This window comes from Streptomyces sp. NPDC058401 (assembly GCF_042722885.1).
In the GTDB taxonomy this organism is placed as follows: Bacteria; Actinomycetota; Actinomycetes; order Streptomycetales; family Streptomycetaceae; genus Streptomyces.
In genome coordinates this window covers 1-26170 of the sequence record NZ_JBHXKA010000113.1, presented here as the reverse complement: position 1 = coordinate 26170, position 26170 = coordinate 1, and the positions used below count along the sequence as shown (strand labels likewise).

Below are 26170 nucleotides of genomic sequence, written 5' to 3'. Positions count from 1 at the left end.
GGCGTTCGCGTACTGGGCGTACGTGGTCGCCTCGGCAGTGCGGCCAGGCGCGGTGCCAGGCGTCGCGGGCCCGGCAAGATCCGAAAGAGACGGCCTAGCCGCCCCCGTCCGGCAACGTGCGCGGGCCGAAACTGCCGTAGCCCGGCATGCCGCACCAGCCCGACCAAGACCTACGGTGAGCCCTCCGGCGGGGGGCCGGAGCGGGGGCGGGGCGGGGGCGGGGCCGTGGCACACGGGGGTCTGGGGCCGGCGGGGGCGGTCTGGGGGATCGGCGTGGCAGTGGCGGGCCTCGCCCTCGCGACGGATTACCGCGGGGCGGCACACCGGACCGCCTACCGCGTCCCTGTCCCGGCGCACACCGGACCGGCGGGCCTGACGGACCCACCCCGGCCCACCGCCTACCCCGCCGGCCGCCCCTTGGGCCTGCGCAGCCCCGCGGCGGTGAGCCGGCGGACCAGCTCCTTGCTGCCGATCTCCACCGCGCCCGCGCCCACCGCGTCCGCGTAGCGCTGCTCCGGGACGTCGTAGTGGTCGCGTTCGAAGGCCTTCGGTGGGCAGCCGATCGCTGCCGCGAAGGCGTGCAGTTCCTCGAAGGAGGTGTCGCTGACCAGGTGCGACCACAGGCGGCCGTGCCCCGGCCAGTCGGGCGGGTCGATGTACACCGTCACGGGCGGCTCATTCCCCGAAGCTGAAGGAGGAGCCGGAGCCCGGACCGGAACCGGAGCCGCCGAGCACCGGCCCCAGCCCGCCCACCGGCGCCACCCGTACGCCAGCCTCCGAGCACACCCACATCGGGTCCGGCCCGAGCTCGGGCTCCACGTCCAGCGCGTGCGGCTCGCCGTGTCCGCAGACCGGGCACAGCGGCCAGCGGCCGTACTTCTCCAGCAGTGCGTCCTTCACGTCCTGGGCGACGAGTCCGGCGAGGAAGTCGGCGCCCTGCGGCCATTCCTCCACCCACCAGCGGCGGTGTGTGACCGCGTCCTCGACGAGCGAGACGACGTCGGCCTCTGCGACCTCGCCCGCGACGAGATCGGCGAGTACCAGGGCGCGTGCGGCGTGCAGCGCCTGTTCAAGGGGGGTCGCGTGGTCCATGGAGACATTGTGGACCCGGACCGGGCCCGTGGCGAAGGTCCTCTTGCGCCGGTGACTTATGGCGTCTTGACGTTCCCACCCCTCTGAAAATAAGTTTCACGGGTGAGCGAGAACGTGAAAGAAACCTTCAGCGGAGCCGGTACGGCTACACCCGTCCCCGCCCCCGCCGCCCTGCGGGCCCGCATCCGCAGCCTCGGCCCCTCGATGACCCGCTCCATGCAGGCCGTCGCCGAGGCCGTCGCCGCGGACCCGGCCGCCTGCGCCGCGCTCACCGTCAGCGACCTCGCCGCCCGCACCGGCACCAGCGAGGCCACCGTCGTCCGAACCGCACGCCTCCTCGGCTACCCCGGCTACCGCGACCTGCGCCTCGCGCTCGCCGCGCTCGCCGCCCAGCAGGAGTCCGGCGCGGCCCCCGCCGTCACCGTGGACATAGCCGTCGACGACTCCCTCGCGGACGTGGTCGCCAAACTGGCCCAGGAGGAGGCGCAGACCCTCGCCGACACCGCCGCCGGACTCGACGTCGCCGCCCTCAGCTCGGCCGTGGCCGCCCTCGCGGGCGCCCGCCGCATCGAGATCTACGGCGTCGGCGCCTCCGGCCTCGTCGCCCAGGACCTCGCGCAGAAGCTGTCGCGCATCGGCCTGATCGCCCACGCGCCGGGCGACCCGCACCTCGCCGTCACCACCGCCGTCCTGCTGCGCCCCGGCGACGTGGCCGTCGCCATCACGCACTCCGGCGGCACCGGCGACGTCATCGAGCCGCTGCGGACCGCCTTCGAGCACGGGGCCACCACCCTCGCGCTCACGGCCCGCGCGAACTCCCCCGTCGTCCACTACGCCGACCTCGTGCTGGCCACCTCCGCCGCCCGCGAGACCCAGCTGCGCCCGGCGGCCATGTCGAGCCGCACCAGCCAGCTCCTCGTCGTGGACTGCCTGTTCGTGGGCGTCGCCCAGCAGACCTACGAGACGGCGGCGCCCGCGCTCGCAGCCTCGTACGAGGCGCTCGCGCCCCGCCACCACACCCCCGTACCCACCGCCAAGCGCAACAGCACCACCCGCTAGCAGCGCAAGCAAGTAGCTCAGGAGCCGAAGCCATGACCGCGTACGCCGAACTCCGCGCCCAGCTCGCCACCTTGACCACCGAGGCCTTCCGCCCCGAACTGGCCGAGATCGACCAGCTGCCCACCCTGGAGATCGCCCGCCTGATGAACGCCGAGGACGCCACCGTCCCGGCCGCCGTCGCCGGCGAGCTGGAGACGATCGCCGCCGCCATCGACGGGATCTCCGAGCGGATGGCCCGCGGCGGGCGACTGATCTACGCGGGCGCCGGCACCGCCGGCCGGATGGGCGTCCTGGACGCCAGCGAGTGCCCGCCCACCTTCAACACCGACCCCTCCGAGGTCGTCGGCCTGATCGCGGGCGGCCCCTCCGCCATGGTCAAGGCCGTCGAAGGCGCCGAGGACTCCAAGGAACTGGCCCGCGAGGACCTGACCGCGCTGGCCCTGACCGCCGACGACACCGTCATCGGGATCTCCGCCTCCGGCCGCACCCCGTACGCGATCGGCGCCGTCGAGTTCGCCCGCGAGCGCGGCGCGCTCACCGTCGGCCTGTCCTGCAACGCCGGCTCCGCGCTCGCCGCGGCCGCCGACCACGGCATCGAGGTGGTCGTCGGACCCGAACTCCTCACCGGCTCCACCCGGCTGAAGGCCGGCACCGCGCAGAAGCTGGTCCTCAACCTCATCTCGACGCTGACGATGATCCGCCTGGGCAAGACCTACGGAAACCTGATGGTCGACATGCGCTCCTCCAACGAGAAGCTGCGCGCCCGCGCCCGCCGCATCGTCTCGCTGGCCACCGGCGCCCCCGACGCCGAGATCGAGGCCGCGCTCACCGCCGCCGACGGCGAGGTCAAGCAGGCCATCCTCGTCATCCTCGGCGGAGTCGACGGCCCCACGGCCGCCGAACTCCTCACCGCCTCCCGGGGCCACCTCCGGGCCGCCCTCACCCAGACCCCCCAGACCCCCCGCTGACCCCAAGCAGCAAGGCGAACCACCATGTCCACTGACAAGAACCGCGCCACAGCCGCCGCGATCCTTCCCCTGGTCGGCGGTCCTGACAACGTCCTGTCCATCGCGCACTGCATGACCCGGCTGCGCATCAACCTCCGCGACCGCACCCTGGTCCAGGACGAGGCCCTCAAGGCCCTCCCCGCCGTGATGGGCGTCGTCGAGGACGACACGTACCAGATCGTGCTGGGACCGGGCACCGTCGCCCGCGTCACCCCCGAGTTCGAGGCCCTCGTCGCGGAAGGCCGTTCGGCCGCCGCGGCCGCCGCCCCGGCCGCCCCCGCCGGAGCCGGCGCCGGTCACACCGCCGACGAACTCGCCGCCCAGGGCGCGGCCATCAAGAACGCCCAGAAGGCGAAGAACTCCACGCCCTTCAAGCTGTTCCTGCGCCGCATCGCGAACATCTTCGTCCCGCTGATCCCGGCCCTGATCGGCTGCGGCATCATCGCCGGACTCAACGGCTTCCTCACCAACATGGGCTGGGTCCCGGCCGTGGTCCCCGCCCTCGCCGCGATGGCGAGCGGGTTCATGTCCCTGATCGCGGTCTTCGTCGGCTACAACACGGCCAAGGAGTTCGGCGGCACCGCCATCCTCGGCGGCGCCGTCGCCGCGATCATCGTCTTCCCCGGGGTCGCGAAGATCGACGCCTTCGGCCAGCAGCTCTCCCCCGGCCAGGGCGGCGTACTCGGCGCACTGGCGGCCGCGCTGCTCGCCGTCCAGGTGGAGAAGTGGTGCCGCAAGTGGGTCCCGGAGGCGCTCGACGTCCTGGTCACCCCCACCCTCACCGTGCTGATCTCCGGCCTGGTCACCATCTTCGGCCTGATGTTCGTCGCCGGTGAGGTCTCCACCGCCATCGGCTCCTTCGCCACCTGGCTGCTCGCCACCGGCGGGGCCTTCGCGGGCCTGGTCCTCGGCGGACTCTTCCTCCCGCTGGTCATGCTGGGCCTGCACCAGGCCCTGATCCCCATCCACACCACCCTGATCGAGCAGACCGGGTACACGGTCCTGCTCCCCATCCTCGCCATGGCGGGCGCGGGCCAGGTCGGCGCGGCCATCGCCGTCTACTACAAGCTCCCCCGCAACCGCTCGATCCGCGCCACCATCAAGTCCGCCCTCCCCGCCGGCTTCCTGGGCGTGGGCGAACCCCTCATCTACGGCGTCTCCCTCCCCCTGGGCCGCCCCTTCATCACCGCCTGCATCGGCGGCGCCGCCGGCGGAGCCTTCGTCGGCCTCTTCAACCAGCTCGGCACCGCCTTCGGGTCCACCGCCATCGGCCCCTCGGGCTGGGCGCTGTTCCCGCTGCTGGACGGCAAGTCGGGCATGGGGATGACCATCGCGATCTACGCGGGCGGCCTGGCCGTCGGCTACCTCGTGGGCTTCGCCGCCACCTACTTCTTCGGCTTCACCCGGCAGATGCTGGAAGAGTTCAACGCCGCCCCGGCCGCGGAGGCGGCCCCCGGGGCCGCGGCTCCGGCGGCGGCGGGCGCCGAGCCCGTCCAGGACGCGGCGCCCGTCCCCGTGGGCCGCTGACAGCGGGCCCCCCACGTACGAAGGCTCCCGGCCGGTGTGGTCCACCGGCCGGGAGCCTTCACTGCTTCACACCGTGCTTCAGGCGCAGTTGGACGGCGCCGGCTTGCCCGCGAAGCGGTCCGCGATCCAGCTCAGGTACTCCGGCTCCGCGACGTTGGGGATCGTCTGGTGCGTCGCCCCCTGGTACTTCGTGTACTCGACCGGCTTGTTGAAGCGGCAGGCCCGCCTCACGTACTCGTCGGTGGAGTTCGGGTTGATGACCGTGTCGGCCGTGCCCTGCATCACCAGGATCGGCGCCACCGAGGTCACGTAGCCCGGGGTGTTCTGGCGGAAGCGCTCGTGCCACACCTCCGGCACCACCGTCAGCGGCTGGAACATCGTGTCGAGCTGCCCCGCGTTGCCCACGTTCTCCTGGATCACGTCGGCGAGGTGCTCGATGCACATCACCCCGTCACCGCGCAGCGCCTCCAGCCCGGCCGGCTTCAGCACGTCCTCGGCCTTCAGCTGCGGGTAGGCGGCGAGGAAGCCCCGGTAGACGTTGACGCGCAGCGCCGCGTTGTGGGAGGGCGAGGTGGGGGACGTCGGGCCGGGCAGCACCAGGCCGCGGAAGTCCGGTCCCAGGTTGGCGGCGGGCGCCAGCGCCGCGATGCCGACCAGGTTGGTCTCCGGGGTGTACGCCTTGTAGTTCTGCGCGATGAACGCCGCCGCGCCGCCGCCCTGCGACCAGCCGAGGACGGCCGCCTTGCGGTTCGCGCGGGTCTCGGTGATCTGGCGGGCCGCGCGGACCGAGTCCAGGACGTTGTTCGTCTCCGTGACGGCCACCGTGTACTGGTGCACGCCCGGGGTGCCGAGACCCTGGTAGTCCGTACCGACCACGACGTCGCCCGAGTCGAGGAACTGCGTCAGCGCCGGGACGCCGACGTCGATGCCCCACGGGCTGTCGTAGGTGTAGTAGCCGACGAGGTCGGTCGCCGGGTTCGGCACCGCGGAGGGCGCGCACTGGCGCGGTCCGCCCGTGGTCCCGTGCGCCCAGGCCACGACGTTGCGGCCGCTGCGCGGCGCGGGGGCGTCGGGCCAGGCCACGATGCCCGAGACGGCGACGCGGGTACCGGTCTGCAGGGTGGAGAGGTACAGGATCCGGCAGGCGCGTGCGCCGTCGGGGGCGTCGATGCGGCGGGCCCAGATCAGGTCGCCGTGGTCCCCCTCGGGCAGCGGCGACGGCGGGTCGTAGAACTTGTCGCCCTCCGGCCCGACCGGCACGCCCGGTGCGCACAGTCCCTTGCCGCCCTTGCCGCCGTCCGGGTTGGTGCCCGCCGCGGAGGTCGCGGTCGCGGTAGCCCCGCCGCCCAGCGCGAGGATCGCGGCCAGACCGGCCGCGGCGATCGCGGAAAGCCGTCGTCTCATCTTGTCGTCCATTTCGCTCGGTCACTCGGTACCGGGACGTGAGACTAGGAAGAAAGGGATGAAATGTCGCTTACCGTGACGTAGTGTTCGCCGCTTGTTACGCCTGCCGGGTCCACCGGCCCCCAATGGCCGCACCACGGCCGGCCCGGGCCGCACCGGGCTCCCGGGGCCCGCGGATGATGGCCCGATGACCGACGCGCCGATCACCCCACCGACCACCCCGCGGCCCGACTCGATACCGCCCGTGGTGCCGCCAGGCCGGATGGCCGCCCTTGCCCAGCCCTCGTACGACCTCCCCTGCGGGCTGCACCTGCGCCCCTGGGAGGCCTACGACGCCCCCGCGCTCGTGGCCGCGTACGCCGATCCGGACATCCGGCACTGGAACCGGCCGGACCCCCTCACCGAGGACCGGGCCGTCACCCGCATCTCCCGCTGGCGCGAGCGCTGGCACGCCGAACGCTCGGCGGTCTGGGCCCTGGCCCCCGCGGACGGCGGCTGCGCGGTCGGCCTGATCGGCCTCGCCGACCTCGATCTCCCCGGCGGCAGCGGCGAGTTCATGTACTGGCTGCTCCCCGCCGGCCGCGGCGCCGGAGCCACCACCGAAGGCCTGACCGTCCTGACCGACTGGGCCTTCACGGAACTCGGCCTGCACCGCCTGCGCATCACCCACTCCACGGCCAACCCGGCCTCCTGCCAGGTCGCCCTGACGTCCGGCTACCCCCTGGAGGGCACCATGCGCGGCGCCCTCCTCCACGCGGACGGCTGGCACGACGAACACCTCCACGCCCGCCTGAGCACGGACTGAGGGACGGGGGTCGCACCCGGTCGAGTGAACCGGTACGAAAGGGCATCCCGATGCCCGCATATGCCGAGAGCCTATGCACATGTATCTCTACGCCCCACACGCCGAACACGGTGGTGGCATCGGCAGTAGCATGGGTGGCATGAGCGATGCCACCCAGAAGTACTCCATCTCGATGCCCCGCGACATCGCCGAGGCCGCCCGCGCCCGCAGCGGCCCCTCCGGGCTCTCCGCCTACGTCACCGCCGCCGTGGCCCGCCAGATCGAACGGGACAACCTGGCGGAGCTCGTTGCCGTGGCCGAGGCGGAGCACGGACCGATCACCGCGGAGGAGATCGACGCGACCCGGGAGGAATTCCGCCGCGCCCACGGAGGACAGCCCACCGACGACACCCAGCAGAAGGACGTCGCATGACGCCGAAGCCGACCCGGCCCGGAGGCACCCTCGTGCTGGACAGCGAGGGACTCTCCAAGGCCGTCCTGCGGGATCGCACGATCACTCGCTGGCTCGCCCTCGCCCTCGCGGACGACATGCGCGTCATCACCAGCACCGCCACCCTCGTGGAGGTCGTCCACCCGAAGATCAACATGGCGGCCCTCACGTGGGCGCTGTCCAGAGTCGTGGTCGAGCCCGTCACCGAGGAGATCGCCCACGCCGCCACGGCCCTGCTCCGCGAGGCCGGCCTGCACGGGCACAAGTACGCCATCGACGCGATGCTGGCCGCCACCGCGCTCGCGGCGCCCGGCCCCGTCACCGTCCTCACCTCCGACCCCGAGGACCTCACCGCACTCTGCGGCACGCGCCTCGCCGCCGTGAAGATCTAGCCCGTCAGGCCACCGGCGCCGGGGTGTGGATGCCCGTGGCGCCCGCCGTCAGGGCGTGGTGGGCGGCGGCCAGGCGGCGGACGGCCGCGGTGAGGCGGGGCGCCGGGAGGGTGTACGGCAGGCGGACGTGGCGTTCGAAGGCGCCGCCGACGCCGAACTGCGGGCCCGCCGCGATGGTCACCCCGTGGTCCGGCGCGATCGCCGCCAGCCGTGAGCCGACCGGCTCGGGGAACCGCGCCCAGAGGGTCACCCCGCCCGCCGCCCGCGGTGCGTGCACCTCCGGCAGGTGCTCGGCCAGCGCCGCCAGCAAGGCGTCCTGTTGCGACCGGAGTTGGCGGAGGGCTTCCGGTCGCCCGGTCTGATTGCCATTCAAGAGCGCGGCCGTGGCCAGCTGTTCCACCACCGGGGTGCCGAGATCCGTCGCGGGGCGGGACCGGGCGACGCGCTCCAGCAGTGCGGGCACGGCGCGGATCCAGCCGATGCGCAGGCCGCCCCAGATGCTCTTGGACACCGAGCCGATGCTGATGGCGGTGGGGTGCGTCGCCGCGAAGGGTTCCGCGGCCGGGGCGGTGGGCTCCTCCAGCCCCAGGTCGGCCAGGGTCTCGTCGATGATCGTGGGGCAGGCCGGCCGCAGGCTCCGGCGTACGTCCGCGGGCATGTACATCCCGGTCGGGTTGTGGAAGTCCGGGATCAAGTACGCCAGTTGCGCCGACCGGGCCGCCGCGAGGAGCTGCGGGACATCCCAGCCGGACGATCCCACCGCCACCGGCAGGAGCCGGGCCCGCGCATCGGTGAAGGCCCTGATCGCGTGCGGGTAGGTGGGATGGTCGAAGAGCACCCTGTCCCGCGGCGCCAGCAGCGTGCGCACCAGCAGTCCGATCGCGTGCTGCGCCCCGCTGGTGATCATGACGTGGTCGGGCGAGGTCGGCAGCCCCCGGCGCCCGTACCAGCCCGCGACCGCCTCGCGCAGCTCCGCGGTGCCGTACCGGTCGTAGCCGTGCCGCTCGAAGTGGAGCGGCAGCCGCTCCAGGGCCGTCGCGAAAGCCGCGTGGAGGACCTCGGGGGGTGCGGGCGGCGCGGCGAGGGACAGGTCGATGTTCCCCACGTCCGTACCCGCCCGGCGCGGGACGGGCGCGTCCTCGTGCGGGAGCCGTACGATCGCCCGCGCGCGCTCCCTCGTCTCCAGGTAGCCGTGCTCCACGAGCGTGCGGTACGCGGCCCCGACCGTGGTCCTGCTCGTACCGAGCGCGGTGGCCAGATCGCGTTCGCCCGGTAGCGCCGCCCCGAGGCAGAGCCGCCCGTCCAGGATGAGCAGCCGCAGCCGGTCGGAGAGCCGCCGGTGCGCCGGCCCGGGCCCCTCCTGCCAGGTCCCGACCATGCGTCCTACGGCGTGCGCGCTGATCTTCACCGGACCAGCGTACGCAATCTGGCTATCGATTCCGGGGCCAGACGCTGGCGATGCTGAGCCCATGCCCCACCCCACGGCCGCACCCGCACCTGCTCCCGCGCCCGCCGCCCATCCGCCCCGCATGAACGCCCTCGCCCAGCTCCGGGCGGGCCGCACCGCCCGCCGCGTCCCCCAACTCCTGCTCGGCCTCGCCGGCTACGGCGCCTCCGTCATGATGCTCGTCGAGTCCGGCCTCGGCACGGCGAGCTGGAGCGTGCTCACCGACGGCACGGCCAAGACCCTCGGCATCTCCTTCGGCTGGGCGACGAACCTGATCTCGCTGCTGGTGCTCCTCGCCTGGATCCCGCTGCGCGAGCTCCCCGGGCTCGGCACCGTCCTCAACGTCGCGATCGTGGGCTTCGCCGCCGACGCCACCGCCGTCGTACTCCCCGCCGCCGAGGGGACGCCCGCCGCACTCGCGTACCTCGCCCTCGGCCTGCTCGCCCTCGGCTTCTTCGACGCGCTCTACCTCGGCGCGCAGTACGGCTCGGGCCCGCGCGACGGCATCATGACCGGCCTGGTCCGGCTCACCCGCCTGCCGGTGGCCGCGGTGCGCACCGGCATCGAAGTGTCCGTGGCCGGCCTCGGCTGGCTGCTCGGCGGCACCCTCGGCCTCGGCACCGTGATCGTCGCCCTGTGCACGGGCCCGCTGATCGGCTGGTTCCTCCCGCGCCTGACCGTCCGCCTCGACGTTCCCTCAGGGGTGGGCCCGCTCGTGCAGGACGGCGGCCAGCCGTAGCGCGGTGTCCAGGTTGCAGCGTCCCAGATCGACCAGCGGCAGCCCGTACGACCCCGCCGCCGACACCCCGTCGACCCCGAGCGAGGGGAACACCACCCCCACGTCCGTCAGCGCGGCCTTCAACTGCCCTACGGCCTCCTCGGCCGCCAGCATCCGTTCCCTCGACGTGAGCACCATTTGGCATGTCACCTTTCGCTCTGAGTAGTCGCGTTCAGTACTCAGCGTGGCGACGGGCTGGCTAGCCTTCAAGGGCCAGACTCCAACACCCGCACCTGTTGTCAGGGGAGTTGCCGTGCCCGATTCCGGAGACGTCGACCCGTTCTCCTCACCCCGCACCATGCTCGGCTCCGAACTGCGCGTCGCCCGCAAGAGGGCCGGCCTCAGCCAGGACAAACTCGGCGAGCCCCTCTTCGTCAGCGGCTCCTTCATCGGCCAACTCGAAGCGGGGACGCGGCGGATGGTCCCGGAGCTCGCCCGGGAGATAGACAAGACCCTCGGCACGGGCGACTTCTTCACCCGCAACTGCGAGGCAGTGACCAAGTTCAAGTACCCCGACCACTTCACGGAGGCCGCCGAGGCCGAGGGCCTGGCGAAGGCCATCCGGGAGTACGCGCCGCTGCTGATCCCGGGCCTGCTCCAGAAGGAGGCCTACGCCCGGGCCGTTTTCCGCGCGTACCAGCCGACGGCGTCGGAGTCGGCCATCGACGAACTGGTCGAAGCCCGGTTGGCCCGCGCGGCCCTTCTCGCGGAGCCAACAACCCCGTTGTTGTGGTGCGTGCTCGACGAGGCGGTGCTGCGTCGGGCCATCGGCAGCCAGTCGGTGATGGCGGAGGCGCTGCGGCACCTCGCGGACCTGATCCGGTCGCACCGGATCATCGTCCAGGTGCTGCCGTTCAGTGCGGGTGCGCATGCAGCGCTGGGCGGACCGCTCAGGTTGATGGAATTCGACGACGCTCCCCCGCTCGCCTACGTCGAAGCCCTCGGAACCAGCCAGCTGTTGGACGATCCAGCCACGGTCGCCCACCACACCCTGACCTACGATCTCCTCACGGCCAGCGCACTGTCACCACGCGAGTCCCTGGCCCTGATCGCATCAGTGGCGGAGGATTACGCACATGACGACCATGTCTGAGTACGACCTGTCGACGGCCACGTGGCACAAGTCCAGCTACAGCGCGGGTGATGGCGGAAACTGCCTGGAGATGGCCACCTGGCGCAAGTCCACCTACAGCGGCGGAAGCGGCGGAGACTGCCTCGAAGTAGCCGACGGCCACCCCCACATCGTCCCCGTCCGCGACTCCAAGGTCCCCGACGGCCCCCACATCGCCTTCGGCGCTCCCGCCTGGAGCGCTTTTATCTCCGCGCTCGCCTAGGCCCCCGGCGGCTACGCTCGCCGGCATGTCAAACAGGCTTCCGTTCAGCGAGGCGCTGCTCTCCACCGTGGGCACCCCCAAGGAGAGCAAGCTCCTCGACAGCAGTCCGCGCTCACGGGTGTGGTGGGTGCGGCCCGCCCAAGGCCAGCCGGTGATCGTCAAGCAGATCACCGACACCGGGGACGCCACCGCCGATGCCGACGCGCGCTTCGCGCGGGAGCTCGCCGGGCTGCGCCTGGCCGGGCGGGCCGTCGGGCCCGCCGTGGCTCCCGCGGTGCTCGCCACGGACCCGGCTGCGCGCGTGATCGTCCTGGAGTACGTGGACGACCTCGGGGAGACGGGCGACTGGATGCCCGCGTACGCCGAGTCGCTGGCCCGGCTGCACGCCCTGACCGGGCCCGCCGACGCGAGCGCGCTCCCGGTCGCGTCGGGGCCCACGGCCGGCGACGCGGAGTCCTTCCTCGCCCTGGCCGGAGCCCTCGACGTACCCGTACCGCCCACGGTCCCGAGCGAACTCGACGCGCTCCTGTACCGGTTGGATCCGACTCCGCACTACGCGCTGCTGCACGGCGACCCCTGCCCCGGCAACGACCTGCGCACCGCCGACGGCATCCGCTTCGTCGACTTCGAGCGGGCCTCGCTCGGCAACGGCCTGGTCGAACTCGCCTTCTTCCGCATCGGCTTCCCCACCTGCTGGTGCGCCATGTCGGTCACCGCGGCCCCCCTCACCGAGGTCGAGGACATCTACCGGTCCACCTGGCGCGGCCTCACCGGGACGGACGTGCCGGGCGACCTCGCCGACGCGTGCGCGGGCTGGCTGATCCAGGGTGACGCGCTCGTCGAACGGGCCCACCGCGGGACGGTCGACCAGCTCGCCCGGGTCCCCGTCGAGGACTTCGAGTGGGGCTACGTCACCGCCCGCGAGCGGCTCGTCCACCGCCTCGGCGTGGTCGCCGGCATGACCCGCGACCACGACCACCTGCACGGCCTCGGCCGGCTCAGCTCCGCCCTGGCCGACCGCCTGCTCGCACGCTGGCCGGCTCTGCGCCCGCTGCCCACGCCCGACGCCCGACCCTGGTACTAGAACCTGCCTTCGCGCACGGCCAGGATGGGGTCATGGAACAGATCTTGAGTCGGCAGGAAGCCTCGGATGCGGTCCAGGACCACGGATGGCGCTTCCTGCTGGGCGCGTTGCTCACCTCGGTACCGGTCGGGTCGATGGGCCGGGCGATCGTCGTGGCGGCGAGGGCCGTCTCGGTGTGCGGGGACGAAGCCGACCGGCACCTGCGGGTCGACGTCCGCCCCGATCGGGTCGTCTTCACCCTCCAGACGGCGGACCGCGCGGCGGTGACCGCCCGGGACGTCGAACTCGCCCGCCGGATCACCGCCGTCGCGGCCGAGGCAGGGCTCGCGACCCAGCCCGAGATCGGAACGGCGGCGCCGCGGTCCGTCCAGATACTGGAGATCGCCGTCGACGCGCTGGACATCGCCGCGATCCGGCCGTTCTGGAAGGCCGTACTGGGCTACGCCGACGAGCCGGGCGCCGACGGGCCGGAGGATCCGCTCGTCGACCCGTTCGGGCAGGGCCCGGCCGTCTGGTTCCAGCAGATGGACCGGGCGCGCCCGCAGCGCAACCGCATCCACTTCGACGTCTGCGTTCCGCACGACGAGGCACCCGGGCGGATCAAGGCCACGCTGGCGGCCGGGGGCCGGCTCCTGTCCGCGGCCGAAGCCCCCGCGTTCTGGGTGCTCGCCGACCCGGAGGACAACGAGGTCTGCATCACCACCTGGCAGGGCCGGGACTGAGCCCCGGTGCGGTGACCGGATAGGTTCGCCGGGTCTGATGAACACGGGACGAGAAGCGGACCGTGGCGGGCGGGGAACGGGCGCGGGGACGCGCGATGAGTGACAACTACCTGACGGTGATTCCGACCGATCCCTACTGGCAGCCCGGTAGGGAAGCGGCGGACCGTGCATCGGCCTTGTTCTCCGGGATGCTGTCCGACGACGCCCGAACCGGCCTGGACGTCCAGTGGCACGACACCGTCGAGATGGTCGTTGCCCTGCTGCGACGTCGAGACCTCGCTCAACGAGCTGGTGTACGACTGGCCGATGGGCTTCGCGCGGTTCAGGATCGAGGTGCTGTATCCGAACCGGGCGTGGCTGACCGACGGGGAGCTGGCCTCTCTCGCGGGGGCGCTCGGGTATCCCCTGCGGCAGATCCTCATCCACATCTAGGGCTCTGACCAGGCAGGTTCGGCTCCGCGGTCGCGGCACTAGCGCGCGTCCGCCGCCGCCTCCGACCGCTCCGCCGGGGCCGTCCGTGCGAAGTGCCGGGCGGTCGGCACCAGGGCCGCCGCTGCCGGTACGAGGAAGCAGGCGGCCGCGCAGGCGCCGAGGACGGGCGTGACGCCGAAGGCCTCGATGGCCGGGGCGATCAGGGCGAGGCCGAGCGGTGCCAGACCGTAGGAGACGAGGAAGTCCAGCGAGGAGACGCGGGCCAGCCGGTCCGGGGCGACCTCGCGCTGGGTGGCGGTGAACCAGGGCACGTTGAACAGCTCGATCCCGATCCCGGCGACGGCGTAGGCGGCGACGACCACACCCGGGTGCACGGGCAGCATCAGGCTCAACGGGGCGACCCCGTAAGCCGCCAGCCCCGCGAAGGCGGCCCACCCCTGTGAGCGGGGCCGCCGGCGGGCGATGACCAGGGCTCCGCCGAGCGCGCCGACTATGTACGCGGTCATGGCCGCGGCGAGCACCCATTCGCTGCCGTAGCGGTCCCGGCTGATCAGGGGCAGGGCCACGCTGGTGGCGGAGTAGCCGAGGGCGATGACCGCGACGAGCGCGGCCAGTCCGGCGAGGAACCAGGGGTGACGTCGGGCTTCCCGTACGCCGTCCAGGAACTCGGTACGGAAACCCGCCCGCGGCGCCGACCCGGCGGCGGCACCGCCCACGTCCACGCCCACCCCCTGCCCCTTGCCCGGGACCAGCGCGGCGACCAGCCAGAGCAGGCCGATGCCGAGCAGCAGGACCCGGACGTCGAGGAAGGCCGCGAGCAGCGCGGTCAGGGCGGGTCCGGCGAGGGTGGATCCGCGGACGGCCATGGTCATGGCGGCATTGGCCTGCTGACGGCGCCCGGGGTCGACGGTCTCGGCGGTGAGCGCCTGGAACGCCGGGCGGCACGCGCCCTGTCCGGCCCCGGCGAGGGCGGCGGCGGCCGTCATCAGCAGCAGCGAGCGGCCCAGTCCGGCGGCGAGGAGGGGTGCGGCGGCGGCTGCCGCCAGGGCCGACCAGAGGACGACCGCGCGGCGGGAGTGCCGGTCGGCGAGGACCCCGCCGACGGTGACGGCGGCGAGGAATCCGACCGTGCGGGCGGCGAGGACCAGCCCGAGGCCGGCGGCGCCCAGATCGTGGTGGAGCACGGCGAGCCCGAGGACGAAGGGCAGGGCCCAGGTCGCGAGTCCGGAGGCGGTGGTGCCCGCCCACAGGCGCAGGAACGGGACGTCCAGGAGCACCGAACGCGGGTGTGGATCAGGGGACTTGGCTGTCGGGGATGCGGGGGTGGTGGCCACGGTGAGATCGCTCCTTGGGGGTGGGGCAGGGGCTCGGCGAACCGCCCCCGGGGTTCTTAATGAAAATGAATGCCATTACAGTACCCTTCGAACGCGGCGGTCTTGCCCGGTGCACGACAACAGCCGTGCGCTCCCATCGCCCTGCCCAGACCGGAGATCCCATGCGCCACCCCGCCCGCCTCGGCATCCCCCTGGCCCTCACCCTCACCCTCGCCACCGCGGCCTGCTCCGCACCCGCCGCCCACGACTCCAAGGCCGGCTCGACCTCCACCGCCATCACGAGCTGCGGCCGCCAGTCCTCCTTCGCGGCGCCGCCGAAGCGGGCCGTCACCCTGGACCAGACCTCGACCGAGACCCTGCTCGAACTCGGACTCCAGGACTCGATGGCGGGCACCGCCAACCTCAAGACGAAGATCCCCGCCGCGTACGAGGCCGCCTACGCCAAGGTCCCCGTCATCGCCCCGAAGATCGCCACCGGCGAACAACTGCGCTCCGCCACCCCCGACTTCGTCATCGGCGGCTCCGCCGACCTCTTCACCAAGGACCGGGCGGGCACCCGCGAGGAGCTCCACGCCCTCAAGGTCGCGACCTTCGTCAGCGCCGTGGACTGCCCCGGACAGAACCCGGCCGGACGGACCCCCTTCGAGCTCCTCTTCTCCGACTACGAGAACCTCGGCAAGGTCTTCGGCGCCGAGGAGCGGGCCGGAAAGCTCGCCGCCGACCAGCGCGCCGCCGTGGCCCGGGCCGGGGAGGCAGCCCCCAAGGTCCCCGGCGGCACCGAGCAGCCCACCGTGGTCTACCTCTACTCCGTCTTCAACGGCATGCCGTACGTGGCGGGCCGGACCGGCCTGCCCAGCGAGATGAGCCGCATCGTCGGCGCGAAGAACGCCTTCGACGACGTCGACGAGGACTGGCCGGAGGTCTCCTGGGAGGAAGTGGCCAAGCGCGACCCCGACTTCATCGTGATCGGCGACCTGTCCGAGCGCGGCCGGCCCGGTGACAGCGCCGCCGAGAAGCGCACCACCATGACGCAGCACCCGGTCGTCTCCCGGCTCGCCGCGGTCCGCGACAACAAGATCCTCGAAGTCCCCGGCATCGAACTGGACCCCTCGGTGCGCTCCGTACACGCCCTGGGGCTGCTGGCGGCCGGCATGAAGGACCTCGGATATGTCCGCTGATCCGGTGGCCGCTGATCCGGTGGCGCCGGCGGCTCCGATGGCCGCAGCCCCGTTGACCGCCGGGTCCGCCACCCCCCGCGCGGGGCGCCTCCTCGTCACGGCCGTCCTCGGCGCAGCCGCCCTCGCGGCCTCGCTGGCGGCAGCCGTCCGGATCGGCGCCGCCGACGTGGGCTGGACCGGCCTCGGCCGGGTCTTCGGGACCCGACTCGGCCTGGGTGTGGAGCCGTTGCCCCCGCTGCTGGACTCGCTCGTCTGGGACCTGCGGCTACCCCGCGTGCTGATGGCCGCCCTCGTCGGCGCCTCCCTCGCCGTGTGCGGAGCGGTGCTCCAGGCGGTGACCCGTAACGCCCTCGCCGACCCCTACCTGCTCGGCGTCTCCTCGGGCGCCTCCGCCGGAGCCGTCACCGTGGTCGTCCTCGGCATCGGCGCGAGCACCCTCGGGGTCACCGGCGGAGCCCTCGCCGGGGCGCTGCTCTCCTTCGGGCTGCTCCTGCTGCTCCTGCGGCGCACCGGGCTGGACTCGGTGCGCATCGTCCTCACCGGCGTGGTCATCGGGCAGCTCTTCACCGCGCTGACCTCGCTCGTACTGATGGCCTCGGCCGACGCGGACACCACCCGGGCCGTCACCCACTGGCTCCTGGGCTCGATGGCGCCCGCCCGCTGGGACACGGTCGCGGTCTGCGCGGTCGTCACCCCGCTGGGGCTGGCGGCGGCCTGGCTCTGCTCGAACGCCCTCGACGGGCTCGCCTTCGGCACCGACACCGCCGCCTCCCTGGGGATCGACGTACGGCACACGCGGATGCTGCTGCTCGTGGTCACCGCCGGGCTCACCGCGGTGGCCGTGGCCACCGTCGGCGCCATCGGCTTCGTCGGGCTGATCGTCCCGCACGGGGTGCGGTTCCTCGTCGGACCGCTGCACCGGGTGCTGCTGCCGTACACGGCCCTGGCCGGCGCGGTGTTCCTGGTGTGGACGGACGCGCTGGCACGGGTCGCCTTCGGCCCGCGCGAGGTTCCCGTCGGCGTGCTCACCGCCCTGCTCGGCGTACCGATCTTCCTGCTGGTCCTGCGCAAGCGGGGGGAGCTGTGAGGGCGTCGGGATCTGCGAGGGCGTTGGGATCTGTGAGGGCGTTGGGGATCACCGCCGAGGCGCTGAGCTGGTCGGTGACGGGCACCCAGGTCGTCCGCGAGGTCAGTGCGGACATCGCGGCCGGGGAGACCGTCGGACTGCTCGGCCCCAACGGCTCGGGCAAGTCCTCACTGCTGCGCTGCCTGGCGGGCCTGCGGGCTCCCGACGCGGGCGAGGTCCGGTACGACGGGGAGTCCGTGCGCGGCTGGAGTGCGCGCAGGATCGCCCGGCACCTCGCCTTCGTCGCCCAGGACGCGGGCGCGGACAGCGATCTGCCCGTCGCCGACATCGTGGGCCTGGGCCGCACCCCGTACCGCGACCGCTGGCGCGGGCCGGATGCCACCGACCGGGCGCTGGTCGCCGCCGCGCTGGAACGCGTAGGACTCACCCCGGTCGCGGGCCGCCCCTGGAAGGCGCTGTCGGGCGGCGAACGGCAGCGCACCCACATCGCCCGCGCGCTGGCCCAGCAGCCGTCGGCGCTCCTGCTCGACGAGCCCACCAACCACCTCGACGTCAAACACCAGTTGGAGCTGATGGAGCTGCTGTCCATCACCGGGCAGACGGTCCTGGTCGCGCTGCACGACCTCTCCCTCGCCGCCCGGTACTGCGACCGGCTGCTGCTCCTGCACCACGGCCGCCTGATCGCCTCCGGCCCGCCCGCCGCCGTGCTGACCGCGCAGCGGCTCGCCGAGGTCTTCGAGGTGGACGCCGAACTCACCACCGACGCCCTCGGACACCCCCAGGTCAGTTATCGCGGACCGCTCGACGGCGCGCGGACGCGCACACGAACACCCCTGTCCGCCCTGTGAAAAGGACCCCTGTGAACCAGACCGCCACTCCCGCTCCCTCCCCCTCCCCCTCCGTTGATGCGCTCGTCGAGGCCGTCCTCGCCGGTGAGCACGGCCCGCTCCCCTCCTCGCTCGTCGCGACCAGCGTGTTCTGGATCCACCACGGCACCCGGCTGGCCGGCGGCGACACCACCTACCTCAACCAGTACGTCCTGGTCCGACTCGGCGGCTCCTTCGGCGGCTGCGCCTTCGAAGCCGGCGAGATCGACCCGTCGATCTGCCGCGACTCCTCCGGCACCCACCTCGACGTCCTCCTGCGCGAGGCCCCGCGCCCCCTGCGCATCGCCGCCCTCGACGCCTACCTCTCCGAGACCCGCCCGCACCGCGTGGCGGCCGGGGAGGGCGACGCCGAACCGGTCACCCTCCCCACCGGCACCCCGGAGGTCCGCGCCCGGGCCCGCGACGCCGCCATCGCCGGACTGCTCGACATCGAGGAGGGCGCCACCGTCGGGCTCATCGGGGTCGTCAACCCGCTCGTGGCGGCGATCCGCGCACGCGGCGGGCGTCCGCTCCCCTGCGACCTCAACCTCAGGGCCACCCAGTGGGGCGACCCGGTCACCGACGACATGCACCAGGTGCTGGACACCGCGGACGCCGTCGTCGCCACCGGCATGACCCTGAGCAACGGCACCTTCGACAGCATCCTGGAGCGCTGCCGCTCCCGCGGCATCCCGCTGGTCGTCTACGCACAGACCGGCAGCGCCGTCGCCCGCGCCTTCCTCGGCTCCGGGGTGAGCGCCCTGTCCGCGGAGCCCTTCCCCTTCTCCCAGTTCAGCGCCGAGGAGACGGTCCTGTACCGCTACCGGACGGCGGGCGGCGCGTGAACCCCGGCGCCACGAACGCCCCCGGCACCGGCACCGGGCACGCCCCCTGCCACCACGGCGAGATCCTCCAGGGCGTCTTCCTCGACGGCTCCGGACGCCGGTGCGCCGGGCTGGTCACCCTCCCCATAGCGGGCCCCGGCAGCAGCGCCGTCTTCGCCCGCCGCCCCGGCACCGCGCCCGAGGCGCTCACCGTCACCCCCGCCGACCGGACGAAGGCGGCCCGGGCCGCGGCCCTCACCGTCGCGGAGTGCGCCCGGCGGACCGGACGGCCGCCCTGCGGAGGGGAGTTGCGGCTCAGCGGAGCGATACCCGTGGGCCTGGGTATGGGCAGTTCCAGCAGCGACGTCATCGCAGCCGTGCGCGCGGTCGCGGACTCGTACGGGCTGCGCCTGGCCCCCACGACGGTCGCCGCCCTGGCCGTGCGCGCCGAACTCGCCTCCGATCCGCTGATGCTGGGCGGCCACCCGGTGCTGTTCGCCCAGCGGGAGGGCCGCGTCCTGGAGGTGCTCGGCCCGGCCCTGCCGCCGCTGGTCGTGGTGGGCTGCGCCCTCGGCGGGGGCGCGCCCGTCGACACCCTGACCCTGCCGGCCGCCGACCTGGGCGAGGACGACGTACGGGCCTACGAGCGGCTGCGCGCGCTGCTGCGCCGGGCCGTGGCCACCGGCAGCGCGGACCTGCTCGGCGCGGTCGCCACCGCCAGCGCACGGCGCGGCCAACAGGTTCTCCGCCACCCGGAGTTCGACGCGCTCGTCGCCCTGGCCCGCCGGGTCGGGGCGGTCGGCGTGCAGATCGCGCACAGCGGCGCGGTGGCGGGCGTGCTCTTCGACCCGGCCGCTCCGGAGCTGCGCCGCCGCATTCGCGGCTGCCTGCACGCCCTGGACGCCCACGGCATCCCCGCCACCCGCACCTTCACGACCGGCACCTCCACGACCGCCACCTCCACGACCGGAAGCACCCCTGCGAAGGAGACCCCCCACCATGGACCGGCACAGCATGGACCAGCACAGCATGGACCAGCACATCGCCGAGTCGATCGGCCGGCCGGACCTGATACGCCTCGACGACCGGCTCGTCTGCCTGCGCTTTGAAACGATGAAGGTGGTCTCCGCCCTCGCGGCGGTGCGCCACCTGCTCGACACGGGCGTCGTGCGCCGCGGGGACACCCTGCTGGACAGCTCCAGCGGCATCTACGCGTACGCCCTCGCCCTGACCTGTCACCGGTACGGGCTGCACTGCCACATCGTCGGCTCGGCCACGGTGGACCACACGCTGCGCACCCAACTGGCCATCCTCGGGGCCACGCTGGAGCAGATGGAACCGTGCAGCGACCTCGGACTCGACCAGAAGCGGCGCGTCGAGCGGATCCACGAGATCCTCGCCGCACACCCCGAGTACCACTGGATGCGCCAGTACCACGACGACGTCCACTACCTCGGCTACCGCGCGATCGCCGACCGCATCCGCGAGGCCACCGGCACCGACGGGCTCACCCTCGTCGGCGGGGTCGGCTCGGGCGCCTCCACCGGCGCCCTGACCCGCTACCTCCGCGAGGACGCCACCGGCCCGGCGGACGCCTCCGACGTCGAACTCGTCGGCGTGCAGCCGTACGGCAGCGTCACCTTCGGCTCCGAACACGTCACCGACACCGAGATGATCATCGCGGGGATCGGCAGCTCCATCCCCTTCGGGAACGTCTCCCACACGCTGTACGACACCCTGCACTGGGTCTCCTTCGACGCCGCCCTCGCCGGCAGCGTCGACCTGCTGCGCCGGCACGCGGTCTTCGCCGGGCTGTCGACCGGCGCCGGCTACCTCGCGGCGCGCCACGAGCGGGAGCGCTCACCCCACCGCACGGTCCTCTTCATCGCCCCCGACACCGGCCACCGCTACGTCGACACCGTCTATGCGCGACACCGCGAGGCCGCCCCGATCGCGGACCTCGCCCCGCGCGAGGTGAGCGACCGAAGCGAGCTGGCCCTGCCGTGGTCGCGGATGCGGTGGGGCCGCGCGGCGGCGTGAGCGCCGGTCTCCTCGTCCCACTGGTTGCCGGCGGCCCCCGCATCCCGTACCGCCCCGGCCGAGTGGCCGGCGTACATCGTCACCGTGCACCGCGGCCTCGACCCGGCCGCCGTCGCGGACGCCTACGGGATCACCCCGGTCCACGTCTACCGCCACGCCCTGAACGGCTTCAGCGCCCGCCTCTCCCCCGGCCAGGTCGAGTCCCTGCGCTCGACGGCGGTCGTGACCTCGGTGGAACCGGACGGCCCGGTCGCGGTCTCGGGCCCGGCGGTCTAGGACCTGCCCGCCCGCGGGTGAGATCCCCCTCCTGAAGGGGGGAGTCCGCACCTATCGTCGATCGTGCGCAGGACGAGGAACGGCACTCGATCACGGACGAGACGGAACGGATCCACACGGCATGAGCGACAAGAGCACCAAGGTCGAAGCGATCACCAAGTTCTTCACGGCCTACGCGGCCTACGACCTCGACGGCATGCGGGAGGTGCTCGCGGAGGGGATCGAGTGGACCATCCCCGGCCACCACCCACTGTCGGGCACCAAGCGGGGCGTCGAGGAGGTAGCGGCCTTCTTCACCCAGCTCGGCAAGGCCGGATTCCAGGCCGACCCGCTGTTCCTGGAGGCCAACGAGGAGTACGTGGTCGACGTCCACCGCGGCTGGACCACCGGGGGCGTCGGCAAGGTCGACACCCTGTGGGCGCTGGTCTGGCACTTCGACGCCGACGGCAAGGTCGACCGGGTCACGAACCTCTCAGGCGACCAGCACCAGATGGACTCCTACGTCTGGGCCAACTACGACCTGGCCCCGATCCCGGACCGCCTCGCCTGAGGTCAGCGCGAAAAGCTCCCCGTGTCCACCGCCACCGCGAAGGGCTCGGGGAGCCGCACCTCGTCGCCGAAGGCGACCCGGACCCCGCTACACCCGCTCCGGGGCCTGCGACGACGGGACCGTCGTGCGGATCGGGTCCCAGCACTGGACGCCCTTCAGGTCCGGCATGCGGTCGCGGGTGAAGACCGGCTCCAGGCCCGCCCGGCGCTGGGCGAGGTAGTCGTCCAGGAGGCGGAAGGCGATGGCCGACAGCGGGATGATCGCGGCGAGGTTGATCAGGGCCATGAGGCCCATGAACACGTCCGCCAGGTTCCAGACGACCGACACCGAGCCGATCGAGCCCAGCACGACCGCCGACAGGACCAGCACCCGGTATCCCGGCAGGACCCACCGCTTGCGGGTGATGAACTGGATGTTGGTCTCGCCGTAGTAGTAGTTCCCGATCATGCTGCTGAAGGCGAGCATGAAGACCACCACCGTCAGAAGGTGCCCCGCCCACCCGCCCAGCGTCTCGCTGAGCGCCGTCTGCGTCAGGTCCGCGCCCTGGCGGCCCGACAGCTCCGGGTTGGTGACGAGGACGATGAAGGCCGTCATCGTGCAGACGAGGAGGGTGTCGAAGAAGACGCCCAGGGACTGTACGAGGCCCTGCTTGACCGGGTGCGAGACCTCGGCGGCGGCGCCCGCGTTCGGGGCCGAGCCCAGGCCCGCCTCGTTGGAGAACATGCCGCGCCGGATGCCCTGCTGGATCGCCGCGCCGATGCCGCCGGCCGCCAGCTCGCGGAAACCGAAGGCGCCGCCGACGATGTCCGCGATGACCCGCGGGAACTCGGTGATGTTGAGGAGGACCACCGCCGCGCCCAGCAGCAGGTAGACGATCGCCATCACCGGGACCAGGACCGTGGTGATGGACGAGATCCGCTTCACCCCGCCGAAGACGGCCAAGCCCAGCAGGGCGGCCAGCAGCACGCCGAGGGAAGGGCCGAACCAGTTCGACCCGTCCGCGTCCGCGAGGGAGCCGGCGGCCACGGCGGTGATGGTGTTGGCCTGCACGGCGTTGAAGACGAAGGCGAAGGTGACGGTGATCGTCACCGCGAAGAGCACCCCGAGCCAGCGTTTACCGAGCGCCCGCTGCATGTAGTAGGCGGGGCCGCCCCGGTAGGCGCCGCTGGAATTGCGCACCTTGTACAGCTGGGCGAGGGCCGATTCCACGAAGGCGGAGGCCGCGCCGATCAGCGCCATCATCCACATCCAGAACACGGCGCCCGCACCGCCCAGCGTGATCGCGGCGGCGACACCGGCGATGTTGCCGGTACCGACGCGCGCGGCGGCCGAGATCGTGAAGGCGCCGAAGGACGAGACCTGCTTGCGGCCGTCGGCGCGCGGCGGGGTCTTCTCCTTCACCACCCGGAACATCTCGGGAAGCAGGCGCAGCTGCACACCCCGGGAGCGGACCGTGAAGTACAGGCCCGCACCGACCACCAGCGGAATCAGCAGGTAGGTCCAGAGGTGATCGTTGATGTTGACGATCACCGAGTCCAGAGTGTCCATGATGCGAAGTCTCCCCGGGGCGGAAGGCCCACGGACAGGGACCTACGTCCGCCGCCGGGGGGTCCGAAGGCCCGGACCGCGCGCCCTTCGCCCCCTTCCCGGCGCTCGGAGCAACCGGCACCGCGCCGAGCGGCTCCGCGGCTCACCCCCACAGTCCGTGCCGCTCCGCCCAGTCGCGCACCGCCGCCGCGATCAGCAGCGGATGGTCCTCGGGGGTGTGGTGACCGGCGGGCACCCCGTCGTGCCGGGCCAGTTCCAGGCCCGCGATGTTCGCCACGCACCAGTCGACGGCCTCCGGGCCCGTCATCGCCCCGGGCCCGGGAGCGAAGGTCAGCAGCAGCTTGGGCACGTCCGGGCTCCCCGCGAGCCACTCCCCGTACGCCGCCACGCGGGCCACCACCTCGGCGGGTTCCCCGCCCAGCGGCATGGACCGGGCCCACTGGAGCAGCGGGCGCCGACTCTCGCGCGTCGGGTACGGGGCCCTGTACGCGGCCAGGTCCCGGGGGTCCATCGGCCGGGCCACACTGCCGGGCAGCCCCTCCTCCACGAAGGCGTTCGCATCGAGGATCATGGCCTCCCCGACCCCCGGCGTCTTGATCGCCCGGAACAGCTCGCGACCGCCCTCCGGGAACTCTTCCCAGCCCATCGGCTTGACGATGGTCTCCGTGAACGCGATCCCCCGCACCCGCCCCGGCAGCCGCGCGGCCCGGTCGAAGGCGAGCGCCCCTCCCCAGTCGTGCCCGACCAGCACCGCCTCGTCCAGCCCGAGCGCGTCGAACCAGGCGTCGAGGTAACGGACGTGGTCGGCAAACGCATAGCCGACGTCGGGCTTGCCCGAGTCCCCCATCCCGATCAGGTCCGGCGCGAGCAGCCGGGCCGGGGCCCCGCCGAGGGCCGGAAGGACCTCCCGCCAGAGGTGCGAGGAGGTCGGATTCCCGTGCAGGAAGACCACGGGTAAGCCCGCGGGCACACCGGCCTCCCGGTAGTGGATCGTCGAGTCGAGTACGCGCTGTACGGGCATGACTGCTGCTCCTGCTCTGAAAGGGTCGGGGTCAGCGGAAGGCCGCCGCCGTGCGGTCCGCCCAGGCGGTGAAGGGGCGCGGGGCCCGGCCGAGGATCCGCTCGACGGCGGGGCTGACGGCCCGTTCGGCGGCGACCGGGGCACCCAGGATCGACAGGGTGCCGTCCACCGCGGGCTCGGGCATGAAGGTCAGCATCTGCGCCCGGGCCTCCTCGGGACTCTGCTCCACGAACCGCACCGGCGCCCCGATCGCCCCCGCGATCGCCGCGGCCCGCTCGCGCGGGGTGACCGGCGCCGGACCGGTCAGGTCGTACGTACGGCCCGCGTGCCCGGCTTCCTCGTCCCTCAACACGGCCGCCGCGACCTCCGCCACGTCCGCCGGGTCGACCATCGGCAGCCCGACGTCCCCGAAGGGTGCGGCGGCCGTGCGGTGCGTACGGACCGACTCGGCCCAGGCGAAGGCGTTGGAGTCGAGCCCGCCCGAGCGCAGCACCGTCCACTCCAGCCCCGACCGGCGCACGGCCTCCTCGAAGGCGGCCGGGTGCCCGTACTGCTCGGGCCGGGTCCCGACCCCCTGCGAGGACAGCAGCACGACCCTCCGCACGCCGGCCTCCGCGGCCAGCCCGAGCACCGCCCGCGGATCCTCCCCCGCCACCAGCAGGAACAGGGCCCGGGCCCCGGCGAGGGCGGGCCGCAGGCTCTGCGGCTCGGCGAGGTCGGCCCGCTGATGCCGGACCCCCTCGGGCAGCGCCCCCTCCGGCGCCCGCCGGGAGACCGCCGTGACCCGCTCCCCCGCCGCCGCGAGGATCCGCACCAGCTCGCCGCCGACGTTTCCGGTCGCACCGGTAATGACGATCATGAAAGGCTCCCCTATGAGTTAGTTGACTGACTGACTCCTGGCATGACCATAGCCCCCGGGGCGGCGCCCGTCTACACTTAGTCAGGTGACTTACTCAGATGGGAACCGCGGCGGCAAGCGCGAACGCCTAGCCGCGGCCGCGGCCCAGGTCCTGCACGAACAGGGCATGGAAAAAACAACGATCGCCGACATCGCCCGCGCGGCCGACGTCCCGGTCGGCAACGTCTACTACTACTTCAAGACCAAGGACCAGCTGGTCGAAGCCGCCATCGACGCCCACGCGCAGACCCTCGCGGCCATGATCAGCACCCTGGACGAGCTCCCCACCCCCCAGGACCGCCTGAAGGCCCTCCTCGCCGGCTGGGCCGAACAGCGCGAACTCACCGCCCGCTACGGGTGCCCCACCGGCTCACTCGCCTCCGAGCTCGACAAACGCGACGACGGCCTCGACCAGACGCTCGCCAAAGCCATGCGGGTACTTCTCGACTGGGCCGAGCAGCAGTTCCTCGCGCTGGGCCGCGCGGCGGACGCCCGCGAGCTCGCGGTCGCCCTGATCGCCTCCTACCAGGGAATCTCCCTCCTCACGAACACCTTCCGCGACCCGGAACTCATGACCTCCGAGGCCCGCCGCCTGTCCCGCTGGATCGACTCCCTCACCTGACCCCGGCCCTGCGGGGCAAAGTCCCCTACCCACCCTTCCACCGTTCCCAGGGCCAGCCCCGCCCCGGCCCTCAAACGCCGGCCGGGCTGCAAGCGGGCCCCGGGCTGCGCCCGGACCCCCTGGGGCTCCGCCCCAGACCCCACGCCTCAAACGCCGGCGAGGCTGGATTCACCCGGGTCGGAAGGGTGGCGCGGCCGGGGCGGGGACGGGGGCGGGGTGGGGTGTTGGCCTGGACGTAGAGCGTGATTTGTGGCGCTAGGGGAAGCCAAAACTGTCGAACGTTGGAGGCAGGGCGCCTAAATCATGCAGTCCAGGCCAACACCCCACCCCGCCCCCGGCACCGACCCACCCCACGCAGCCACGCCGACGCCGGCACACCCCAGCCCCGCCGGCGGGTGTGGCGCCGGGGGCCG

The 26170-nt window shown here is 73.0% G+C and carries 30 protein-coding genes; 21 read left to right on the top strand and 9 right to left on the bottom strand.

Going from position 1 to position 26170, the window contains the following annotated elements; all coding sequences use genetic code 11:
• Positions 1-398 precede the first annotated feature (398 nt).
• Together ACFWNV_RS30810 and ACFWNV_RS30805 are read right to left on the bottom strand one after the other, a co-directional pair.
• Positions 399-668 (bottom strand): DUF4031 domain-containing protein, encoded by a 270-nt coding sequence (locus ACFWNV_RS30810; RefSeq protein WP_383953388.1) that lies wholly within the window; start codon positions 666-668, stop codon positions 399-401.
• A gap of 7 nt (positions 669-675) precedes the next feature.
• A complete protein-coding gene (locus ACFWNV_RS30805; protein ID WP_383953386.1) occupies positions 676-1092 on the bottom strand; it encodes a hypothetical protein in 417 nt (138 codons plus the stop codon).
• Positions 1093-1194: 102 nt separating this feature from the next.
• Here ACFWNV_RS30805 and ACFWNV_RS30800 point away from each other — a divergent pair, with 102 nt between their 5' ends.
• Genes ACFWNV_RS30800 through ACFWNV_RS30790 form a run of 3 tightly spaced genes read left to right on the top strand, consistent with a single transcriptional unit; the run spans position 1195 to position 4685 of the window.
• A complete protein-coding gene (locus ACFWNV_RS30800) occupies positions 1195-2151 on the top strand; it encodes a MurR/RpiR family transcriptional regulator (protein WP_383953385.1) in 957 nt (318 codons plus the stop codon).
• 32 nt (positions 2152-2183) lie between these two features.
• A complete protein-coding gene (gene murQ, locus ACFWNV_RS30795; RefSeq protein WP_383953383.1) occupies positions 2184-3119 on the top strand; it encodes an N-acetylmuramic acid 6-phosphate etherase in 936 nt (311 codons plus the stop codon).
• 24 nt (positions 3120-3143) lie between these two features.
• Positions 3144-4685 (top strand): PTS transporter subunit EIIC, encoded by a 1542-nt coding sequence (locus ACFWNV_RS30790; protein ID WP_383953381.1) that lies wholly within the window; start codon positions 3144-3146, stop codon positions 4683-4685.
• Positions 4686-4763: 78 nt separating this feature from the next.
• Here ACFWNV_RS30790 and ACFWNV_RS30785 read toward each other — a convergent pair whose 3' ends face one another.
• Positions 4764-6089: a lipase family protein gene (locus tag ACFWNV_RS30785; protein WP_383953379.1), complete on the bottom strand. Its 1326-nt coding sequence runs from the start codon at positions 6087-6089 to the stop codon at positions 4764-4766.
• Between the two features lie 187 nt (positions 6090-6276).
• Between ACFWNV_RS30785 and ACFWNV_RS30780 the strand changes: the two genes are divergently transcribed.
• From ACFWNV_RS30780 to ACFWNV_RS30770, 3 genes are all read left to right on the top strand, one after another.
• A complete protein-coding gene (locus ACFWNV_RS30780; RefSeq protein WP_383953377.1) occupies positions 6277-6894 on the top strand; it encodes a GNAT family N-acetyltransferase in 618 nt (205 codons plus the stop codon).
• 139 nt (positions 6895-7033) lie between these two features.
• Positions 7034-7306, top strand: a complete 273-nt coding sequence (locus ACFWNV_RS30775) for a CopG family transcriptional regulator (protein ID WP_383953375.1) — start codon at positions 7034-7036, stop codon at positions 7304-7306.
• A complete protein-coding gene (locus ACFWNV_RS30770; protein ID WP_383953373.1) occupies positions 7303-7716 on the top strand; it encodes a PIN domain-containing protein in 414 nt (137 codons plus the stop codon). Before ACFWNV_RS30775 ends, ACFWNV_RS30770 begins: the two co-directional genes overlap by 4 nt.
• 4 nt (positions 7717-7720) lie before the next feature.
• Here the strand turns inward: ACFWNV_RS30770 and ACFWNV_RS30765 are convergent, their stop codons facing one another.
• Positions 7721-9124, bottom strand: a complete 1404-nt coding sequence (locus tag ACFWNV_RS30765; RefSeq protein ID WP_383953371.1) for a PLP-dependent aminotransferase family protein — start codon at positions 9122-9124, stop codon at positions 7721-7723.
• Between the two features lie 61 nt (positions 9125-9185).
• Here ACFWNV_RS30765 and ACFWNV_RS30760 point away from each other — a divergent pair, with 61 nt between their 5' ends.
• A complete protein-coding gene (locus tag ACFWNV_RS30760; RefSeq protein ID WP_383953369.1) occupies positions 9186-9902 on the top strand; it encodes a YitT family protein in 717 nt (238 codons plus the stop codon).
• On the opposite strand, the gene ACFWNV_RS30755 is transcribed toward ACFWNV_RS30760, so the two are convergent.
• Complete coding sequence (locus tag ACFWNV_RS30755) at positions 9861-10079, bottom strand: hypothetical protein (protein ID WP_383953367.1); 219 nt, start codon at positions 10077-10079, stop codon at positions 9861-9863. The two genes, ACFWNV_RS30760 and ACFWNV_RS30755, sit on opposite strands and share 42 nt — an antisense overlap.
• A gap of 160 nt (positions 10080-10239) precedes the next feature.
• Here ACFWNV_RS30755 and ACFWNV_RS30750 point away from each other — a divergent pair, with 160 nt between their 5' ends.
• The 5 genes from ACFWNV_RS30750 (at position 10240) to ACFWNV_RS30730 (ending at position 13513) form a co-directional block, all read left to right on the top strand.
• Positions 10240-11034 (top strand): Scr1 family TA system antitoxin-like transcriptional regulator, encoded by a 795-nt coding sequence (locus tag ACFWNV_RS30750; RefSeq protein WP_383953392.1) that lies wholly within the window; start codon positions 10240-10242, stop codon positions 11032-11034.
• Positions 11018-11275 (top strand): DUF397 domain-containing protein, encoded by a 258-nt coding sequence (locus ACFWNV_RS30745; protein ID WP_383953365.1) that lies wholly within the window; start codon positions 11018-11020, stop codon positions 11273-11275. Before ACFWNV_RS30750 ends, ACFWNV_RS30745 begins: the two co-directional genes overlap by 17 nt.
• A 25-nt stretch (positions 11276-11300) precedes the next feature.
• Complete coding sequence (locus tag ACFWNV_RS30740) at positions 11301-12359, top strand: phosphotransferase family protein (protein WP_383953363.1); 1059 nt, start codon at positions 11301-11303, stop codon at positions 12357-12359.
• Positions 12360-12391: 32 nt separating this feature from the next.
• Positions 12392-13081 (top strand): VOC family protein, encoded by a 690-nt coding sequence (locus tag ACFWNV_RS30735; protein WP_383953361.1) that lies wholly within the window; start codon positions 12392-12394, stop codon positions 13079-13081.
• Between the two features lie 252 nt (positions 13082-13333).
• Positions 13334-13513 (top strand): hypothetical protein, encoded by a 180-nt coding sequence (locus ACFWNV_RS30730; protein ID WP_383953359.1) that lies wholly within the window; start codon positions 13334-13336, stop codon positions 13511-13513.
• A 38-nt stretch (positions 13514-13551) separates the two neighbouring features.
• On the opposite strand, the gene ACFWNV_RS30725 is transcribed toward ACFWNV_RS30730, so the two are convergent.
• A complete protein-coding gene (locus ACFWNV_RS30725) occupies positions 13552-14847 on the bottom strand; it encodes an MFS transporter (protein WP_383953357.1) in 1296 nt (431 codons plus the stop codon).
• A gap of 161 nt (positions 14848-15008) precedes the next feature.
• On the opposite strand from ACFWNV_RS30725, the gene ACFWNV_RS30720 reads away from it, so the two are divergent.
• The 8 genes from ACFWNV_RS30720 to ACFWNV_RS30685 all read left to right on the top strand — a co-directional run bounded on the left by ACFWNV_RS30720 (position 15009) and on the right by ACFWNV_RS30685 (position 21668).
• The gene (locus ACFWNV_RS30720) at positions 15009-16025 is read left to right on the top strand and encodes an ABC transporter substrate-binding protein (RefSeq protein ID WP_383953355.1); all 1017 of its coding nucleotides are present in this window, start codon (positions 15009-15011) and stop codon (positions 16023-16025) included.
• Positions 16015-17112, top strand: coding sequence for a FecCD family ABC transporter permease (locus ACFWNV_RS30715; RefSeq protein WP_383953353.1), 1098 nt, complete (start codon positions 16015-16017; stop codon positions 17110-17112). Before ACFWNV_RS30720 ends, ACFWNV_RS30715 begins: the two co-directional genes overlap by 11 nt.
• A gap of 41 nt (positions 17113-17153) precedes the next feature.
• A complete protein-coding gene (locus tag ACFWNV_RS30710; protein ID WP_383953351.1) occupies positions 17154-17960 on the top strand; it encodes an ABC transporter ATP-binding protein in 807 nt (268 codons plus the stop codon).
• A gap of 11 nt (positions 17961-17971) precedes the next feature.
• Positions 17972-18823: a Rossmann-like domain-containing protein gene (locus ACFWNV_RS30705; protein ID WP_383953349.1), complete on the top strand. Its 852-nt coding sequence runs from the start codon at positions 17972-17974 to the stop codon at positions 18821-18823.
• Positions 18820-19911, top strand: a complete 1092-nt coding sequence (locus ACFWNV_RS30700) for a GHMP kinase (RefSeq protein WP_383953347.1) — start codon at positions 18820-18822, stop codon at positions 19909-19911. The genes ACFWNV_RS30705 and ACFWNV_RS30700 overlap by 4 nt, the downstream gene beginning before the upstream one ends.
• Positions 19832-20842 (top strand): pyridoxal-phosphate dependent enzyme, encoded by a 1011-nt coding sequence (locus ACFWNV_RS30695; protein ID WP_383953390.1) that lies wholly within the window; start codon positions 19832-19834, stop codon positions 20840-20842. Before ACFWNV_RS30700 ends, ACFWNV_RS30695 begins: the two co-directional genes overlap by 80 nt.
• Positions 20843-20926: 84 nt before the next feature.
• Complete coding sequence (locus ACFWNV_RS30690) at positions 20927-21118, top strand: protease inhibitor I9 family protein (RefSeq protein ID WP_383953345.1); 192 nt, start codon at positions 20927-20929, stop codon at positions 21116-21118.
• 121 nt (positions 21119-21239) lie between these two features.
• Entirely contained in the window at positions 21240-21668 is a 429-nt protein-coding gene (locus ACFWNV_RS30685; RefSeq protein WP_383953343.1) for a nuclear transport factor 2 family protein, read from the top strand.
• Positions 21669-21755: 87 nt separating this feature from the next.
• Here the strand turns inward: ACFWNV_RS30685 and ACFWNV_RS30680 are convergent, their stop codons facing one another.
• The 3 genes from ACFWNV_RS30680 to ACFWNV_RS30670 form a co-directional block, all read right to left on the bottom strand.
• Positions 21756-23216 carry an alanine/glycine:cation symporter family protein gene (locus ACFWNV_RS30680; protein WP_383953341.1) on the bottom strand — a complete coding sequence of 487 codons (1461 nt, stop codon included), beginning with the start codon at positions 23214-23216 and terminating at the stop codon, positions 21756-21758.
• A 142-nt stretch (positions 23217-23358) separates the two neighbouring features.
• The gene (locus tag ACFWNV_RS30675; RefSeq protein ID WP_383953339.1) at positions 23359-24237 is read right to left on the bottom strand and encodes a haloalkane dehalogenase; all 879 of its coding nucleotides are present in this window, start codon (positions 24235-24237) and stop codon (positions 23359-23361) included.
• A 31-nt stretch (positions 24238-24268) separates the two neighbouring features.
• Positions 24269-25096 carry an SDR family oxidoreductase gene (locus ACFWNV_RS30670; protein WP_383953337.1) on the bottom strand — a complete coding sequence of 276 codons (828 nt, stop codon included), beginning with the start codon at positions 25094-25096 and terminating at the stop codon, positions 24269-24271.
• Between the two features lie 85 nt (positions 25097-25181).
• Here ACFWNV_RS30670 and ACFWNV_RS30665 point away from each other — a divergent pair, with 85 nt between their 5' ends.
• Positions 25182-25757, top strand: coding sequence for a TetR/AcrR family transcriptional regulator (locus ACFWNV_RS30665; RefSeq protein ID WP_383953335.1), 576 nt, complete (start codon positions 25182-25184; stop codon positions 25755-25757).
• Positions 25758-26170: the final 413 nt, after the last annotated feature.